General features: G+C 72.3%; 15 protein-coding genes. 10 read left to right on the forward strand and 5 right to left on the reverse strand.

Annotated elements, in window-relative coordinates; translation table 11 throughout:
• Positions 1-32: 32 nt before the first annotated feature.
• The gene (locus J4E96_RS06970) at positions 33-1550 is read right to left on the reverse strand and encodes a catalase (RefSeq protein WP_319637757.1); all 1518 of its coding nucleotides are present in this window, start codon (positions 1548-1550) and stop codon (positions 33-35) included.
• 34 nt (positions 1551-1584) lie between these two features.
• On the reverse strand, positions 1585-1998 hold the full coding sequence (locus tag J4E96_RS06975; protein ID WP_227425044.1) for a Fur family transcriptional regulator: 414 nt from the start codon (positions 1996-1998) through the stop codon (positions 1585-1587).
• A 397-nt stretch (positions 1999-2395) separates the two neighbouring features.
• Here J4E96_RS06975 and infC point away from each other — a divergent pair, with 397 nt between their 5' ends.
• From infC to J4E96_RS07015, 8 genes are all read left to right on the forward strand, one after another.
• A complete protein-coding gene (gene infC / locus J4E96_RS06980) occupies positions 2396-3571 on the forward strand; it encodes a translation initiation factor IF-3 (protein WP_227425045.1) in 1176 nt (391 codons plus the stop codon).
• 64 nt (positions 3572-3635) lie between these two features.
• Entirely contained in the window at positions 3636-3830 is a 195-nt protein-coding gene (gene rpmI, locus J4E96_RS06985) for a 50S ribosomal protein L35 (protein ID WP_227425046.1), read from the forward strand.
• 63 nt (positions 3831-3893) lie between these two features.
• Positions 3894-4280 carry a 50S ribosomal protein L20 gene (rplT, locus tag J4E96_RS06990; protein ID WP_227425047.1) on the forward strand — a complete coding sequence of 129 codons (387 nt, stop codon included), beginning with the start codon at positions 3894-3896 and terminating at the stop codon, positions 4278-4280.
• 11 nt (positions 4281-4291) lie between these two features.
• Positions 4292-5167, forward strand: a complete 876-nt coding sequence (locus tag J4E96_RS06995) for a TrmH family RNA methyltransferase (RefSeq protein WP_227425048.1) — start codon at positions 4292-4294, stop codon at positions 5165-5167.
• Entirely contained in the window at positions 5167-5823 is a 657-nt protein-coding gene (thpR, locus tag J4E96_RS07000) for an RNA 2',3'-cyclic phosphodiesterase (RefSeq protein ID WP_227425049.1), read from the forward strand. Before J4E96_RS06995 ends, thpR begins: the two co-directional genes overlap by 1 nt.
• Positions 5824-5893: 70 nt before the next feature.
• Positions 5894-6967, forward strand: coding sequence for a phenylalanine--tRNA ligase subunit alpha (pheS, locus tag J4E96_RS07005; protein ID WP_227425050.1), 1074 nt, complete (start codon positions 5894-5896; stop codon positions 6965-6967).
• Positions 6967-9528 carry a phenylalanine--tRNA ligase subunit beta gene (gene pheT, locus J4E96_RS07010; protein WP_227425051.1) on the forward strand — a complete coding sequence of 854 codons (2562 nt, stop codon included), beginning with the start codon at positions 6967-6969 and terminating at the stop codon, positions 9526-9528. The genes pheS and pheT overlap by 1 nt, the downstream gene beginning before the upstream one ends.
• 126 nt (positions 9529-9654) lie before the next feature.
• Positions 9655-11676 (forward strand): hypothetical protein, encoded by a 2022-nt coding sequence (locus J4E96_RS07015; protein WP_227425052.1) that lies wholly within the window; start codon positions 9655-9657, stop codon positions 11674-11676.
• 57 nt (positions 11677-11733) lie between these two features.
• Here J4E96_RS07015 and J4E96_RS07020 read toward each other — a convergent pair whose 3' ends face one another.
• The 3 genes from J4E96_RS07020 to J4E96_RS07030 form a co-directional block, all read right to left on the reverse strand.
• On the reverse strand, positions 11734-13119 hold the full coding sequence (locus tag J4E96_RS07020) for an HNH endonuclease signature motif containing protein (RefSeq protein ID WP_227425053.1): 1386 nt from the start codon (positions 13117-13119) through the stop codon (positions 11734-11736).
• A 159-nt stretch (positions 13120-13278) separates the two neighbouring features.
• Complete coding sequence (locus tag J4E96_RS07025) at positions 13279-13833, reverse strand: VanZ family protein (protein WP_227425054.1); 555 nt, start codon at positions 13831-13833, stop codon at positions 13279-13281.
• 11 nt (positions 13834-13844) lie between these two features.
• Entirely contained in the window at positions 13845-14267 is a 423-nt protein-coding gene (locus J4E96_RS07030; protein WP_227425055.1) for a M15 family metallopeptidase, read from the reverse strand.
• A gap of 342 nt (positions 14268-14609) precedes the next feature.
• Between J4E96_RS07030 and J4E96_RS07035 the strand changes: the two genes are divergently transcribed.
• Together J4E96_RS07035 and J4E96_RS07040 are read left to right on the forward strand one after the other, a co-directional pair.
• Entirely contained in the window at positions 14610-15281 is a 672-nt protein-coding gene (locus J4E96_RS07035; protein ID WP_227425056.1) for a response regulator transcription factor, read from the forward strand.
• Positions 15282-15291: 10 nt separating this feature from the next.
• Complete coding sequence (locus J4E96_RS07040) at positions 15292-16383, forward strand: sensor histidine kinase (RefSeq protein WP_406620452.1); 1092 nt, start codon at positions 15292-15294, stop codon at positions 16381-16383.
• Positions 16384-16392 lie beyond the last annotated feature (9 nt).

Raw genomic sequence — 16392 nt, forward strand, 5'->3', positions numbered from 1 at the left:
CCCGATCCTCTCACTCGGGCAACTGGACCCGCTCAGGCGACGGGTACCGCCGCGGTCGCCGGATCGCCCGCGTCGATCGGGGCGACGGGACGGATCGCCGCGGCCACCCGCGCGCCGATGCCGGGGTCGACGCTCGTCCAGTACGCGACCGCGCGCTCGCGGATGTCCGCGGCCTTGACCGCGCCCACGTGGCCGGTGAGGGTCTCGACGAGACGATCGCGTGCGGCGTCGTCCATCACGTCCCGCACGAGCGTGCCCGCTTGGCCGAAGTCGTCGTCCTCGCGGTGCAGCTTGGCGGCGGCGCGCAGCAGCTCGCCGTCGGACTCCCACCCCGGCGACGCGGCGGCCCGGGCCGGGTCGGCGTGTGCGCCGCCGCGCGAGTTCGGCGCGTACACGGGCACGTCCGGATCGGTGAAGCCGAACCGCATCGCGCCGTCCTTGGCGTACGAGTGCACAGGCGAGATCGGGGCGTTCACCGGCAGCTCGGCGTGGTTGGTGCCGACCCGGTAGCGCTGCGCGTCGGCGTAGGAGAAGATCCGCGCGAGCAGCATCTTGTCGGGGCTCGCGGCGATCCCGGGCACGAAGTTCGAGGGGGCGAACGCGGCCTGCTCGATCTGGGTGAAGTAGTTCTCCGGGTTGCGGTCGAGCCGCATCGTCCCGACCTTGATCAGCGGGTAGTCGCTGTGCGGCCACACCTTGGTCAGGTCGAACGGGTTGAAGCGGTAGTCGGCGGCGTCCGCGTACGCCATCACCTGGACCGAGAGCGTCCACTCGGGGTGCTCGCCGCGGTCGATCGCGTCGCGCAGGTCGCGCGTGTGGAAGTCCGCGTCCGAGCCCGCGAGCTGCGCGGCATCGTCGGCCGACAGGTTCTCAACGCCCTGCGAGGTCTCGAAGTGGTACTTGACCCAGAACCGCTCGCCCGCGGCGTTGATCCACTGGTAGGTGTGCGAGCCGAAGCCGTCCATGTGCCGCCAGTTCGCGGGGATCCCGCGGTCGCCCATGAGCCAGGTGACCTGGTGCGCGCTCTCGGGGGACAGCGACCAGAAGTCCCACTGCATGTCGTTGTCGCGCAGGTTGCTTCCCGGCAGGCGCTTCTGCGAGTGGATGAAGTCGGGGAACTTGATGCCGTCCCGGATGAAGAAGACCGGGGTGTTGTTCCCGACCAGGTCGTAGTTGCCCTCCTGTGTGTAGAACTTCAGCGCGAAGCCGCGCGGGTCGCGCCACGTGTCGGGGCTGCCGTGCTCGCCCGCGACCGTCGAGAACCGGGCGAGCATCGGCGTCGTGACCCCGCGCTGGAACAGGCCGGCGCGCGTGAACGCGCTGACGTCCTCGGTCGTGGTGAACACGCCGAACGCGCCGCCGCCCTTCGCATGCACGACGCGCTCCGGCACGCGCTCCCGGTTGAACTGCGCCAGCTTCTCGATTAGGTAGCTGTCGTGGAGCGCGATGGGGCCGCCGTTGCCGACCGTCTGGGAGTGCTCGTCCGAGGCGACCGGGTTGCCGGTGGCGGTCGTGGTGAACGCGGGCGTGGACGCAGCGATGTCAGTCACAGGGTTCCTCTCGATGGAAAACAGTGGGGACGGATCAGGCCGTCGCCTGGCAGCTGGGGCACAGGCCCCAGAAGGTGACCTCTGCGGTCTCGACCGTGTACCCGGTGCCCGAGCTCGGCTCGAGGCAGGGCGCCGCGCCGACGACGCAGTCGATGTCGCGCAGGGCGCCGCACGCGCGGCACACGACGTGGTGGTGGTTGTCGGCCACGCGGCGCTCGTACCGGGCGGGATGCCCGGCCGGCTCGATCCGCCGGACGAGCCCGGCGGCGGTCAGGGCGCGCAGCACGTCGTAGACGCCCTGCACCGAGACGGTCGGCAGCGTGCCCCGAACCTCGGTGACCAGGCGCTCGGTGTCGGCGTGCGGATGGTTGCCGACCGCGTCGAGCACGGCCAGCCGCGGCCGGGTCACGCGTAGCCCGTGATCGCGGAGCACCTCGGCGTCGGACATGGCCCGACCCAACCACCTTTACTGGAATCATTCAAGTTGCTGCGCTCACGCGGTCGGCGACGAGGAGGAGTGGTCGCCGGGCGCTCGGTGCGCCCGTCCGACCGCCGTCCGACCGGCGCACGGCGCGGCAGTGGTAACCTAGGCGTCGACCAATTGGTGCGTCGTGCCCGAATCCGCTCCGGCGGCTGCGAGCGCAGCGCACCAGTGCACAAGTGGAGCCAATCCCACCCGTGTGCCGACAGCCCGTCAGGGCGACTGGTGCCGGGTCCGGTCCGAAAAGAGCACGTAGCGGTCGCCCGTTGCGCGCTCGTCGTCGCAGTGCGAGTCATCGTGCCGCGCCGTCGGACTGTCGAAGGCCCTCGCCTGTGCTCGTCGGCGGGGGCCGTCCTCGTCGGTGGTGGCCCACACCGCGAGCAGGAGGAGTACCCACATCACCGAGGCCCGAATCAACGATCGGATCCGCGTCCCCGAGGTCCGTCTTGTTGGACCCAACGGGGAGCAGGTCGGCATCGTTCGTGTCGAGGACGCGCTGCGCCTGGCGCAGGAGGCGGACCTCGATCTCGTCGAGGTCGCCCCTGACGCTCGCCCGCCCGTGTGCAAGCTCATGGACTTCGGCAAGTTCAAGTACGAAGCCGACATGAAGGCACGCGAGGCCCGCCGCAACCAGACGAACACGGTTCTCAAGGAGATCCGCTTCCGCCTGAAGATCGACCCGCACGACTACGGCACGAAGAAGGGCCACGTCGAGCGCTTCCTCAAGGCCGGCGACAAGGTCAAGGTCATGATCATGTTCCGCGGCCGCGAGCAGTCGCGCCCGGAGATGGGCATTCGGCTGCTCAACCGCCTCGCCGACGACGTCGCGGAGCTGGGCTTCGTGGAGAGCTCGCCCAAGCAGGACGGGCGCAACATGATCATGGTGATCGGCCCGACCAAGAAGAAGGCGGACCAGAAGCAGGAGCAGCGTCGCGCAGCGCGCATCGCCGAGCCCGCCGAGGACCTTCGCCCGTCGCAGCCCGCCGACTCCGAGCCTGCCGTCGCCTCGGCGCCGGCGGTCGAGACCGTCGCCGCTCCCGTCGTCGCCGCACCGGTTGTCGCGGAGCCCGTCGCAACTGCGCCCGTCGCAACCGCGCCGGTCACCGCTGCGCCGGTCGCTGCCAAGCCCGAGCCCGTCGCCGCCGAGCCGGTCGCGGCCCCCGCGCCCGTCGCGGCGAAGCCCGCTGCCGCCAAGCCGGTCGCCGCGAAGCCCGTGGCGGCCAAGCCGGTCGCCGCCAAGCCCGCAGCTGCCAAGCCCGCGGCCGCGAAGTCTGCGGTCGCCAAGCCGGTCGCCGCGAAGCCTGCAGCAGCAGCGACGGTGGCCGCGCCCGCGCCGTCGACGCCTGCCCCGACCACCGCCCCGGCACCCAGCGTGCCCGTGGCGGCACCCAAGCCTGCGGCGACGCCGCGGCCCACCGCAGTTCCCCGGCCGATGCCGTCAGCGAAGCCCGCTGCCCGCCCGGCCGCGCGGCCCGCGGCCCGGCCGGCGGCCGTCAAGCCGGCGGCCCCGAAGCCCCCGGCAGCTGGGGGAACGGTCTGAACCACACTGCGTGACCGAGACACAGCGTGATCGATGTAGTGACGACTAGAGGAGAGCGGCAGCCATGCCGAAGATGAAGACGCACTCCGGGGCGAAGAAGCGCTTCCGAGTGACCGGTTCCGGCAAGATCATGCGGGAGCAGGCTGGCTCGCGCCACCTGCTCGAGCACAAGTCGAGCCGCCGCAAGCGCCGCCTGTCGAGTGACCTGGTCGTTTCCCCGACCGACGCCCCGAAGATCAAGAAGCTGCTCGGTAAGTGAGCCCCGCGGCGTGCCCAGCACGCCGCCGGTTCACCACTGAGCCCCGAACGCAAGGAGCATCACGTGGCACGCGTGAAGCGGGCGGTAAACGCCCAGAAGAAGCGCCGCAGTACCCTTGAGCGCGCAGCCGGATACCGCGGCCAGCGCTCGCGCCTGTACCGGAAGGCGAAGGAGCAGGTCACCCACTCCCTCGTCTACGCGTACCGCGACCGCAAGAAGCGCAAGGGCGACTTCCGTAGCCTGTGGATCCAGCGCATCAACGCTGCGTCCCGCGCCAACGGCATGACGTACAACCGCCTCATCCAGGGCCTCAAGGCCGCGGGTGTCGAGGTCGACCGTCGCGTCCTGGCCGACATGGCCGTCAACGACGCCGCCGCCTTCACCGCCCTGGTGAACGTGGCGAAGGCCGCACTGCCGGCGGACGTCAACGCCCCGGCCGTCGCAGCCTGAGCGTCGCCAGCTTGACCGAGCGCCCGGACAGTCCCGAGCTGACCAACACCCGCGCAGAGCGGGTGAAGGCAGTACGGGCCCTGTCCGGGCGCTCGGTGCGTCAGCGCTCGGGCCTGTTCCTCGCCGAGGGTCCCCAGTGCGTGCGAGAGGCCGTGCGGTTCGCCTCGGTCCGTGACGTCTACGCGACGGCGGCGGCCGCGGAGCGCTACGGCGCCATCCTCGACGACGCCGCCGCGCGCGGCATGCGCGTCCAGCTCGCGTCCGACGAGGTGCTTGCCGCGATGTCTGCCGACGCGCAGGGCCTCGTCGCGGTCGTCGCCCAGGAGTCGCCGACCCTCGAGGCGGTGCTTGCGAGCGGGCCTGCGCTCGTTGCGGTGCTGGCCACCGTGCGCGATCCGGGCAACGCCGGCACGGTGATCCGCGCGGCGGACGCCGCCGGCGCCGACGCCGTGGTGCTCACCGCCGAGAGCGTCGACATCTTCAATCCGAAGACAGTCCGGGCGACGGCCGGATCGCTCTTCCACCTGCCGGTCGTCACGGGCGAGCAGCTCGCGGACGCCGTGGCGGCGCTGCGCGCCGCGGGTCTGGCCGTGCTCGCCGCCGACGGCGCGGGTGAGCACGACCTCGATGACCTGCTCGACGTCGCGGGCCGGGCCGCCGTCGCAGCCGACGACCCCGCCGCCGTCACCGACGCGGCCGATGCGGTCCCCGACCTCGCGCGGGCGACCGCCTGGGTGTTCGGGAACGAGGCCTGGGGCCTCGCGCCCGCGGACCGCGAGCTCGCCGACGCCGTCGTCCGCGTCCCGCTGCGCGGGCAGGCGGAGTCGCTGAACCTCGCGACGGCCGCGACCGTCTGCCTGTACGCGTCGGCCCGCGCGCAGCGCTGATGCGGCTCTTCGTCGCCGTTCGCCCGCCGGCCACCGTTCGCGCGCACCTGGACCGAGCGCTCGACCTGGTCCGGGGCGGCCCCGACCTCGGGGACTCGCGCCGCTCGCTGCGTTGGGCGGCGCCGGAGGACCGGCACCTGACGCTGGCGTTCTACGGGGAGGTGTCCGCGGGTGCGGGCGAGGAGCTCATCGCCGGAGTCGCCGCGATCGCGGGTCAGAGCGCGCCGTTGGAGGTTCACCTGCGCGGAGCCGGCGTCTTCGACCGGCGAGTCCTGTGGATCGGCTGCGGCGGCCACGTCTCGGCGCTCGCCGCGCTCAGCGCACGGTGCGTGGAGCTCGGCGAGGAGGTCAGCGGGCGCGCCGACCGTCGCGTGCGCTCGCGCGCACACCTGACGGTGGCCCGCGTGACGGGCCGCGACCGCGCCCGGCTCGCGGGACGGTCCCGCCGCCCGGACGCCGAGGCGTCGTCGGCCGACGACGTCGCGACGCTCGCGCACGCGCTCGCCGTGTACGAGGGGCCGACGTGGCGGGTCGAGGACGTCGTCGTGTTCAGCTCGCGCCCGGGCGAGGGGCGCGGCGGCGGACCGGCGTACGACGAGGTGGCAACGTTCGCGCTGCGCGACCTGCCCGACCCGCCCCCGTCCGCGCGCCTCTAGACTTCCTGCGGCCCCGCAGCGTGCGCAGCGCTGCCGAGCGGGGCCGAACGTACCTTCCGGAAAGGCTCGGATGTCCACTCCTGACACCACCACCGAACTCGACAGCGCCCCGCTGTCGCCGCTTGACGCTCCGGGGATCGCCGCCGCGTTCGACGCCGCGGTCGCGGCGGTCGCGGCCGCGTCGGACCTCGATGCGCTGAAGTCAGCGCGCCTGGCGCACGCCGGCGACCGGAGCCCGCTGTCGCTCGCCAACCGCGAGATCGGGCGCCTCGCCCCGGCGGACAAGGCGACCGCGGGCAAGCTGCTCGGCGCGACGCGCGGCCGGCTCGCCAAGGCCATCGCGGCGCGGCTGGTCGAGCTCGAGGCGGACCGCGACGAACGGGTCCTGCGCACGGAGAGCCTCGACGTCACGCTCCCGATCGACCGGCACCCGCAGGGCGCCCGGCACCCCCTGGAGTCGCTCTCCGAGCGCATCGGCGACGTGTTCGTCGCGATGGGCTGGGAGATCGCCGAGGGTCCCGAGGTCGAGGCCGAGTGGTTCAACTTCGACGCGCTGAACTTCGACCCGGACCACCCCGCGCGGCAGATGCAGGACACGTTCTTCGTCGATCCGCCCACCGACGGGCTCGTGCTGCGCACGCACACGTCGCCCGTGCAGGCGCGCTCGATGCTCGAGCGCGACCTGCCGCTGTACGTCGTGTGCCCCGGCAAGGTGTTCCGGACCGACGAGCTCGACGCGACCCACACGCCCGTGTTCCACCAGGTCGAGGGGCTCGCGATCGACAAGGGCCTGACGATGGCCCACCTCAAGGGCACGCTCGACCACCTCGCGAAGGCGATGTTCGGCGATGCCGCCCGGATCCGGTTCCGCCCGTCCTACTTCCCGTTCACGGAGCCGTCCGCCGAGCCCGATGTGTGGTTCGAGGGCAAGAAGGGCGGACCGGGCTGGATCGAGTGGGGCGGCTGCGGCATGGTCCACCCGAACGTCCTGCGCGCCGCCGGGATCGACCCCGAGGTGTACACCGGCTTCGCGTTCGGCATGGGCATCGAGCGCACGCTGATGTTCCGTCACGACATCGCAGACATGCACGACATGGTCGAGGGCGACGCGCGATTCTCCGCTCGCTACGGGATGGAGATCTGATGCCGCAGGTACCGCTGTCCTGGCTCGCTGAATGGGTCGACCTGCCCGCGGGGGCGACGACCACCGCCGCCGGGGCGCTCGAGGTGGCCGCTGACCTGGCCCGCGTGGGGCTTGAGGACGAGGGGCTGCAGGGCGCGTCCGTGACCGGGCCCCTCGTCGTCGGCCGCGTCGTCTCGCTCGCGCCCGAGGAGCACAAGAACGGCAAGACCATCAACTGGTGCGCCGTCGACGTCGGCCCGCTCAACGACGCCGACGCCGACCGTCACCCGACCGTCCCGCGCGGCATCGTCTGCGGTGCGCACAACTTCGCCGCCGGCGATCACGTCATCGTGGCCCTGCCCGGTGCGGTGCTGCCCGGGCCGTTCCCGATCGCCGCGCGCAAGACGTACGGGCACGTGTCCGACGGCATGATCTGCTCGGCGCGGGAGCTCGGCATCGGGACGGACGGGGCCGGGATCATCGTCCTGGCCGATCCGGTCGAGCCAGGCACCGACGCGATCGCGCTGCTCGGCCTCGGCGAGCAGACCCTCGAGATCAACGTGACCCCGGACCGCGGCTACTGCTTCTCGCTGCGCGGCGTGGCCCGTGAGTACTCGCACGCGACCGGGGCCGCTTTCCGCGACCCGGCGCTGCTCGACGTGTCCGCGCCGACGGGCGAGGGATTCGCCGTCGAGCTGGCCGACGACGCGCCGCTGCGCGGCCGGCCCGGCGCGGACCGGTTCGTCGCCCGCATCGTGCGGGGGGTCGCGGCGAGCACGCCGTCCCCCGCGTGGATGCAGCGCCGGCTGACGCAGGCGGGCATGCGGCCGATCTCGCTCGCCGTCGACGTCACCAACTACGTGATGCTCGAGCTCGGCCAGCCCCTGCACGCCTATGACCTGGCCGGCCTCACCGGTCCGATCGTGGTGCGCCGCGCCCGGGCGGGGGAGAAGCTCGTGACCCTCGACGACGTCGAGCGCGCGCTCGACCCCGAGGACCTGCTGATCACCGACGACGGCGGCGCCCGGGTGCTCGGGCTCGCCGGCGTCATGGGCGGGGCCTCGAGCGAGGTCTCCGGCACGACGACCGACCTTCTGATCGAGGGCGCCCACTTCGACCCGGTGACGATCGCCCGCACCTCCCGGCGGCACAAGCTCGCGTCCGAGGCGTCGCGCCGGTTCGAGCGCGGCGTTGACCCGGCCCTGCCGCCCGCCGCGGTGCAGCGCGTCATCGACCTGCTCATCGCCCACGGCGGCGGGACCAGCGACGCCGCGGGCACCGACGTCGACGAGCGCGCCGCGATCGCCCCGGTGGAGCTGCCGGTCGACCTGCCGAGCCGGATCGTCGGCGTCGAGTACACGCCGGAGACCGTGCGGGAGGTGCTCGCCCAGATCGGCTGCACGGTTCACGGGCAGACGAGACACGAGGGGACGGACGTCCTCACCGTGAGCGCGCCGAGCTGGCGCCCGGACCTCACCGCGCCGATCGACCTCGTCGAGGAGGTCGCGCGGCTGCGCGGGTACGACCTCATCCCCTCGGTGCTGCCCGCCGCGCCGTCCGGGCGTGGGCTCACGCCGTCGCAGCGGCTGCGGCGCTCCGTGGCTCGATCCCTCGCGGAGTCGGGCCTGGTCGAGGTGCTGACCTACCCGTTCGTGTCGCCCACCATCCACGACTCGTTCGGGCTCGCGTCCGACGATCCGCGGCGCCGTGCGGCCCGGTTGGCGAACCCGCTCTCCGACGAGCACCCCGAGATGCGCACGAGCCTCCTCGCGACGTTGGTCGAGGCCGCCCGGATCAACATCGGTCGGGGCGCCAGCGACCTTGCCCTGTTCGAGGTGGGCCTGGTCACCCGGCCGGTCCCCGGCGCGGCGCCGGCGGGCCGGCCCGGCATCGAGCACCGGCCGTCCGACGACGAGCTCGCGCGCCTGCGGGCCGCGGTCCCGCCGCAGCCCCGGCACGTCGCGGGCCTCTTCGCAGGCAACGCCGAGCCGGCGGGCTGGTGGGGGCCGGGTCGGCGCGCCGACCACACCGACGCGATCGCCGCGGTGCAGCGGATCGCGACCCTGGCCGGCGTCGACCTGACCGTCGTGGCCGATCCGGACCACGCGCCGTGGCACCCCGGCCGGTGCGCCCGGTTCACGCTGGCGGACGGCACTCTCGTCGGGCACGCGGGCGAGCTCAACCCCAAGGTGCTCGTGGCGCTTGACCTGCCCGCCCGGGCGGCGGCGTTCGAGGTGGACCTCGACGTCCTCCTCGGCGCGGCGCCGACGGACCCGCGCCAGGGCGCGCCGTTGTCGACCTTCCCGCTGGCCAAGGAGGACATCGCGCTCGTCGTCGACGCCTCCGTGCCCGCCGCGGAGGTCTTCGCCGCAGTGCGCGACGGAGGCGGAGACCTCGTCGAGGAGCTCCGGCTGTTCGACGTCTTCACCGGCCCCCAGGTGGGCGAGGGCAAGAAGTCGTTGGCCTTCTCGCTGCGCCTGCGGGCCGGTGACCGCACGCTGACGGCCGAGGACGCGATCGCCGTTCGCGAGGCGGCCGTCGCCGAGGCGGGGCTTCGCGTCGGGGCCGTGCTCCGCGGGTAGCCTCCGGCACCGGCGGTCGCGCGGGCCTTGACGCGGCCACCGTGCGAGAGCAGCGTGGGCGGGGCAGGGGGCAATCTCGGCCCCGCCCGGGCAGGCTTGTCGGGGCGAGCGAAGAATGGTGGCGCAATGGCGCGCTCAGTTCCACCGAAGTGGCTCGTCCGGATGGTGCTGGTGCTGGCCCTTGCGCTCGGTGCGGTCACGGGAACTCACCCGCCCTCTGCCCTCGCCGCGACGGGTCCAGTCGCGCTGGTCGTGACCACGCCGGCCGCCGTGGTGGCCGGCGTGCCGTTCAGCCTGAAGGTCACGGCCCGCAGTTCCGCCACGTCGATCGCGACCGGCTACCGCGGCAGCGTCGTGTTCACGAGCACGGACGCACGCACGCCGACCCTGCCGGCTCGCTACACGTTTACCGCCGCGGACAAGGGCGCGCACACCTTCACCGGTGTCGTTCTGCACACCGCTGGGGCGCTGCGCATCACAGCGACAGACGCGGCCGTCGGGTCGATCACGGGTACGTCGGGGTCGATCTCGGTCGCGGCGGGCCCCGCATCGCGGTTCGCGGTGTCCGCACCGCCGACGGCAATCGCCGGCGCCGGGTTCGCCATCGTCGTGACCGCGAAGGATCGCTTCTACAACCCGGCGACGTCCTACCGCGGCACGGTCGCGTTCACGAGTTCCGATCCCCGGATTCCGCCGCTGCCGCCGGCCTACACGTTCACGGCCGCGGACAGGGGTGTGCACACGTTCGCTGGTGCGGCGCTCTACTCCGCCGGCTCGCGGACGATCACCGTGACTGACCGGGCCGCGCCGTCACTCGTCGGCACGTCCGCGCCGATTGCCGTCGCCCCCGGCGCGGCGAGCAGGTTCGCGGTGTCGGCACCCGCGTCGGCAACCGCAGGCGTCCCGTTCACCGTGACCGTCACTGCCAAGGACCCGTACTACAACGTCGTCGCCTCGTACCGCGGCACGGTGGCGTTGACGAGCACGGACCCGGCGGTGCCAACACTGCCCGCGCCGTACACGTTCACGGCCGGCGACCGTGGCGTGCATGCCTTTGGCGGGGTGACCCTCCGGGGTGCCGGCCAGCTCGTCGTGGTCGTGACGGACGTCGCCTCGCCCGCGCTCGGGGGGACGTCGGCGCCGGTCGCCGTGGCCGCGCACTTCGCGGCGTACGCCTGGGGCGCGAACGACGTCGGTCAGCTCGGTGACGGCACCGGTGCCAATGCGGTGACGCCCGTGCGCGTCGGCGCGGACTCCTCCTGGGTCTCGGTGAGCTCGGGCTTCTATCACAGCGCGGGAATCAAGGCCGATGGCTCGCTGTGGACCTGGGGCTGGAACGGCGCCGGACAGCTGGGCGACTTCACGCACGTCGATCGACTTAGCCCCGTGCCGGTGGGTGGCGCACGGCGGTTCGCGTCGGTGTCTCTCGGCGACTATCACTCGGTCGCGATCGCGAAGGACGGCTCCCTCTGGGCCTGGGGGGAGAACAACTACGGGCAGCTCGGCGACGGCACGGGAGTAGATCGAGCCTCGCCCGTCCGCGTGGGTGCTGCGACCTGGATCTCGGTGACGGCCGGCAGCTGGTCGACGTATGGGGTCACGTCCGACGGCGCGCTGTGGGAGTGGGGGCTGAGCGCTGGCACGTTGGCGCCGGTCAGGCTCGGACCGGTCGCTGGCTGGGTCTCTGTCGCGGGCTCGCAGGGACGATTCGTCGGGCTGAAGTCCGACGGCACCTTGTGGATGTGGGGAGACTCGCTGGACTTCGACGGGACCGTCATCGAGCTCCCGCGGCAGGTCGGGACGGACACCGACTGGGCCTCGGCGTCGGCGGGCGGATCCCACCTTGTGGCGATCAAGGCCAGCGGCACCTTGTGGGCGTGGGGCGGCAACCCGGACGGTCAGGTGGGCGACGGATCGACGGTCTTCCGGCCACTCCCCGTGCAGGTCGGCGCCGGCGCTCACTGGCTGTCGGCCGTCGCCGGGTACGCCAGCACGGCCGCGATCAGAGCCGACGGCACGCTGTGGACCTGGGGCAGGGGCTCCCTTGGCGATGCGGTGGCCGTTCGCTCGCTGCCGGGCCAGATCGGCACGGCGACGTCGTGGTCGTACATCTCAGCCAACCTGCAGATGATCGCGCTCAGGTCCTGACCCGGACGGTGAACCGGCTATTGCGACTTCCCGCATTGTGCCGTGCACCGCACGGTCCTATTGGCTGAGTGGTTGTCCGTTGCGGTCGGTGAATTCCCAGTGGCCGGTGGGTGCGTTTTTTCTGCTGCGTTTGCCGTGTTTTTCGGTGCTGGTTTCGGTGGGGTGGGTTTTCCAGGTGATGTCGATGTCGTGGGTGTGGACGTGGATGTGGTGGTGCCAGCACAGGAGGACTCCGGTGGTGGCGTCGGTGGTGCCGTGGTCGCGGCCCCAGTGTTTGGTGTGGTGGGCTTCGCATAGTCGTGGTGGGGCGGTGCAGCCGGGGTATTGGCAGTGTGTGTCGCGGGCGATGATGGCGCGGCGGAGCTCGTCGGGGTAGATGCGTTCGGTGCGGCCGATGTTGATGAGTTGGGAGTCGGGTCCGAAGATGTAGCGGCTGATGGCGGCGTCGCACAGCAGGGAGTCCAGCACGGCGCGGGGGACGACCTGTCCGTCCTCGAACACCGCGGGCGTCACGGGCCCGAGCCCGTCGGCCGGACAGGTGCAGGTTCCCGTCTGTCCGGTCTTGTCTCCTGCGTCGGTGTGGGTGGTGAGGTGGTGCAGGGTGGGGTAGTCGATCAGGACGGACAGGTGGGGGCGGATGATCGCGCCGCGGCGCAGGAGGCCGCGGTCCAGGCAGGTGCGGGCGAGGTCGGTCAGGGCGCTGGCGCGTCGTTGTGGTCCGGTGCGGGTGTCCCCGGGTGCGGGCTTCGACGTGACGGCGTCCAGGGCGACGAGGAGGGCTTGGCCGTGGTCGGTGGTGAGGTACCCGGCGAGGTGGTAGCCGCCGGTGGTGGCGGCGACGTCGAGGTATTCGCGGTCGGTGGCGGTGCGGTACCCGCGCTCGTCGGCGTCGGGGTCGACCACGGCGGCCCAGCGTCGGGCCACGAGGCGGAACTGGTCGGCGGGCAGGGTGCGGGCCTGGGTGAGCAGGAACCGTTGTCCGTCGTGGTCGGGGTCGGCCAGCAGGGTCCGGCGTAGGTCGCTGGTGGCGGCGGCGCTGATCAGGATCTGCGCGTGATCCACCCCCAGGCGCTCGGGCCCGCCCGCGCGGATGGCGGCGGCGGTGGGGGTGAGGTCACCGGTCAGGGCCCGGCCCAGGCGGGTCAGGCGGTGGGCGTAGACGCGGGTCACCCGGGCGCGCGCGGCGACCCAGGACGCGAAGGACCGCGCCCCGGCGCAGGCCCACATCCCGTCGTCGTCGATCGTGGGCAGGACGCTCGCGGCGGCGGCGTGCAGCCGGTCGGAGGCCTCGAACACCTGATCGAAGAACTCCACCGCGCCCGCCCCGAGTTCCCGCGGGTCGATCGCAACGAGGGCATCGACCTCGGCCCGCAACCGCGCCAGCCGGTCCGCCACGCTCAACTCCCGCCCGGCGGTCGCGGCGAGTCCCTCAAAACTGTTCATGCAAAAGACACTACGGACCGCCACTGACATTCTCCCCGCTCTGGGGCGCCCCTACCTCAGTATCTGGAATGGCCGATAAATCTGTGGAAAAGAATACACAAATACGACCTGTGGGTGGGTGAAGCGCCCCGCGATCGGGCCTACCCGGCCAGTGCCCACCTATCGGCGCCCGGGATTGTCCGGCGGTCCGCACGACTGTGAGTGCGGAGGGTCGCATCGGTAGTCCCGGGGCGGCGCGTAGCTCAGCGGAGTCGCGACGATGATCGCGACGGCGAGCCCGCTGAGCAGCATTGCGACGGCACAAGCTCGGGTCAGGACCGGAACCGTTCGAGCCTGCAGCCGCCGATGCGCGAGCGCGAACAGGCCGAGCCCGACCACGCCCCCCGCGGTGTTGGCGATGACGTCCGTGAGGTCGGAGCTGCCGACGGCCAGCACGTACTGAGTGAACTCGAGGGCAATGCTCGCTGCCGCCATCGTGCCGACGGCACGCCGCCGTGGCCACGACGTGAGGAGGCCGAGGGAGAGTCCGAACGGCATGAAGAGCAGGACGTTGACGGCAACCTCGACGGGGGCGCTCGCACCCGCACCACCCGCGGCGACGAACGGGACGAGCTTGACGATGCGCTCGCCGGTCTGGATCGCCCACGGTGCTTCGAACTTCCACAGCACGGCCCAGACGAGCAGGACGAGGTAGACGACGAAGAGGCGTCTCACGGGCCTCGTCGTCATGGCTGCATCCGCGGATCGTCGGTCGGGTCGGCGTACCTGTCCGGGCAGCGGCCGCCCACGGCCTCCGGGCGCAGCTCGTAGTGCCAGGACTCGTTGTCGTAGATCTGGCACAGTCCGTAGTCGACGCCGTGCGTGGACAACCAGCTCGAGGCGTCCCACTGTCCGACGTCGATGGCGTCGCCGTGCACGTGCGGCGACGTGTCGGCCGTCGCGACCCAACGGGCGGCCTCGGCGGCCGAGCCGTACCTCGTGACGGCGTCGCGCAGCAGCTGGTCCTGGAAGGCCGGCGAGCGCCATCCGCTGTTCACGTAAAACGTGATGCCGTCAGCGGCGGCGTCGGTGGCGGCGCGACGAACCGCGTCGCGCAGATCGGGATCGAGGTTGGCGACCGCCGGTACGGCGTCGTCGAAGACCGTCACACCCGCGCCAACCTCCCCCTCTGCGGGGCCGAGGTCCCCGGAGCCATCGCCATGTGCGTCAGGGCTGGGCGCGGCGTCCGCTCCGACGGTCGTCGACCTGATCGCTGCCGACGGTCCGGCCGGCGACGCCGCAGACGGGCGATCGCCGAGGCTCGCCCCGAGCGCGGCGACGCCAGCGACAAGGACGCCGACGGCGACGAGCGCGCCCGGGCGGGCTCGTCGAGGCGCCCTTCGGACTGGTGTGGTGGGGAACATGTCCCCAGCGAACGCGCCCGTGCGTTGTCGGCCCGTATGGAGTTCTCGTTACCCCCACGATATGCGGCGACCCCTAGCATCGAGAGAGTGCGCGTACTGATCGTCGACGACGAGCCCTACCTTGCCGAGGCGATCCGGGACGGTCTGCGCCTGGAAGCGATCGCGGCGGACATCGCCGCGGACGGCGACGCCGCCCTGGAGCTGCTGTCGGTCAACGCGTACGACCTCGCCGTCCTCGATCGCGACATCCCGGGGCCGTCGGGTGACGCCATCGCCGCGCACATCGTCGCGTCCGGCAGCGGGATGCCGATACTCATGCTCACCGCCGCCGATCGGCTCGACGACCTGGCCTCCGGGTTCGAGCTCGGCGCTGACGACTACCTGACCAAGCCGTTCGCGATGCGGGAGCTCGTGCTCCGCCTGCGGGCGCTCGACCGCCGGCGGGCGCATCACCGCCCGCCGGTGCGGGAGCTCGCCGGCCTGCGCCTGGACCCCTTCCGGCGCGAGGTCTACCGGGACGGCCGCTACATCCCGTTGACCCGCAAGCAGTTCGCCGTCCTCGAGGTGCTCGTCGACGCCGACGGCGGCGTGGTCAGCACGGAAGACCTGCTCGAGCGGGCGTGGGACGAGAATGCCGACCCGTTCACCAACGCTGTGCGGATCACGGTCTCGGCGCTGCGCAAGAGGCTCGGCGCGCCGTGGCTGATCGTTACGGTGCCCGGCGTCGGCTATCGCATCGACGCGAGCCAGCGTGCATAGGAACCCCGGGCTGAGCGTCCGCCTCAGGCTGACCGTCAGCTACGCGGGGTTCGGCATGGTTGCCGGGATCCTGCTCGTCGCGGTCGTGTGGGTCTTCCTGCTGCGCTACGTCCCAGACCAGGCGACGTTCCAGACCGCGCGGACCCCGGCCGACGGATCCCTCATTCCTCCGGACCTTTTCGTGCCCGGCCGATCCGACCTGTGGCGCGCCTTCGCCCCCAAGGCGGCTCTCGCCCTGGGGCTGCTCCTGGTGATCGGGCTCGCGGGGGGATGGGTCCTTGCCGGCCGCATGCTCGCGCCGCTCACCCGGATCACCGCGGCCACGCGCCGCGCCGGGAGCGGGTCGCTCGCCCACCGGATCGATCTCCCGGGCCGCCGCGACGAGTTCCGCGAGCTCGCCGACGCCTTCGACGCCATGCTCGCGCGGCTCGAGGCCCACGACGCCGAACAGCGCCGGTTCGCCGCCAACGCCTCACACGAGCTGCGCACCCCGCTCGCGACCACCCAGGCGCTCCTGGACGTCGCGCGCCAGCAGGACGACAGCGAGCTGCTCGAACGCCTCCACTCGGTCAACGCCCGCGCGATCGACCTGACCGAGGCTCTGCTCGTGCTCAGCCGTGCCGATCAGCGGTCCTTCCCGCACGAGCGCGTCGACCTGTCGCTCCTGGCCGAAGAGGCCACTGAGACCCTGCTGCCGTTCGCCGAGAAGCGCGGCGTCACGGTGGAGACCTCCGGTGACATCGCGCCGGCGATCGGATCACGAGCGCTCTTGCTCCAGCTGACCACGAACCTCGTGCACAACGCGATCATCCATAACCTCCCGGTGGGCGGCATCGTGCGGGTCAGCACGGCGACTCACCCGGGCGCCGCGGTGCTCACCGTCGAGAACACCGGCGTCGTCCTCGATCGCGAGCTTGTCGCGACGCTCACCGAACCGTTTCAACGCGGCACCGAACGTGTCCACGGAGATCACACGGGCGTCGGCCTCGGCCTCGCCATCGTCGAGAGCATCGCCCGCGCGCACGACGGGACCCTGATCCTGACTCCTGGCGCCGGCGGAGGGCTCCGCGTCGCCGTCCGGCTGCCGGCGGCCGCCCGCTAGCCGAGGGGC

It is taken from the genome of Pengzhenrongella sicca (assembly GCF_017569225.1).
GTDB classification, from domain to species: Bacteria; Actinomycetota; Actinomycetes; order Actinomycetales; family Cellulomonadaceae; genus Pengzhenrongella; species Pengzhenrongella sicca.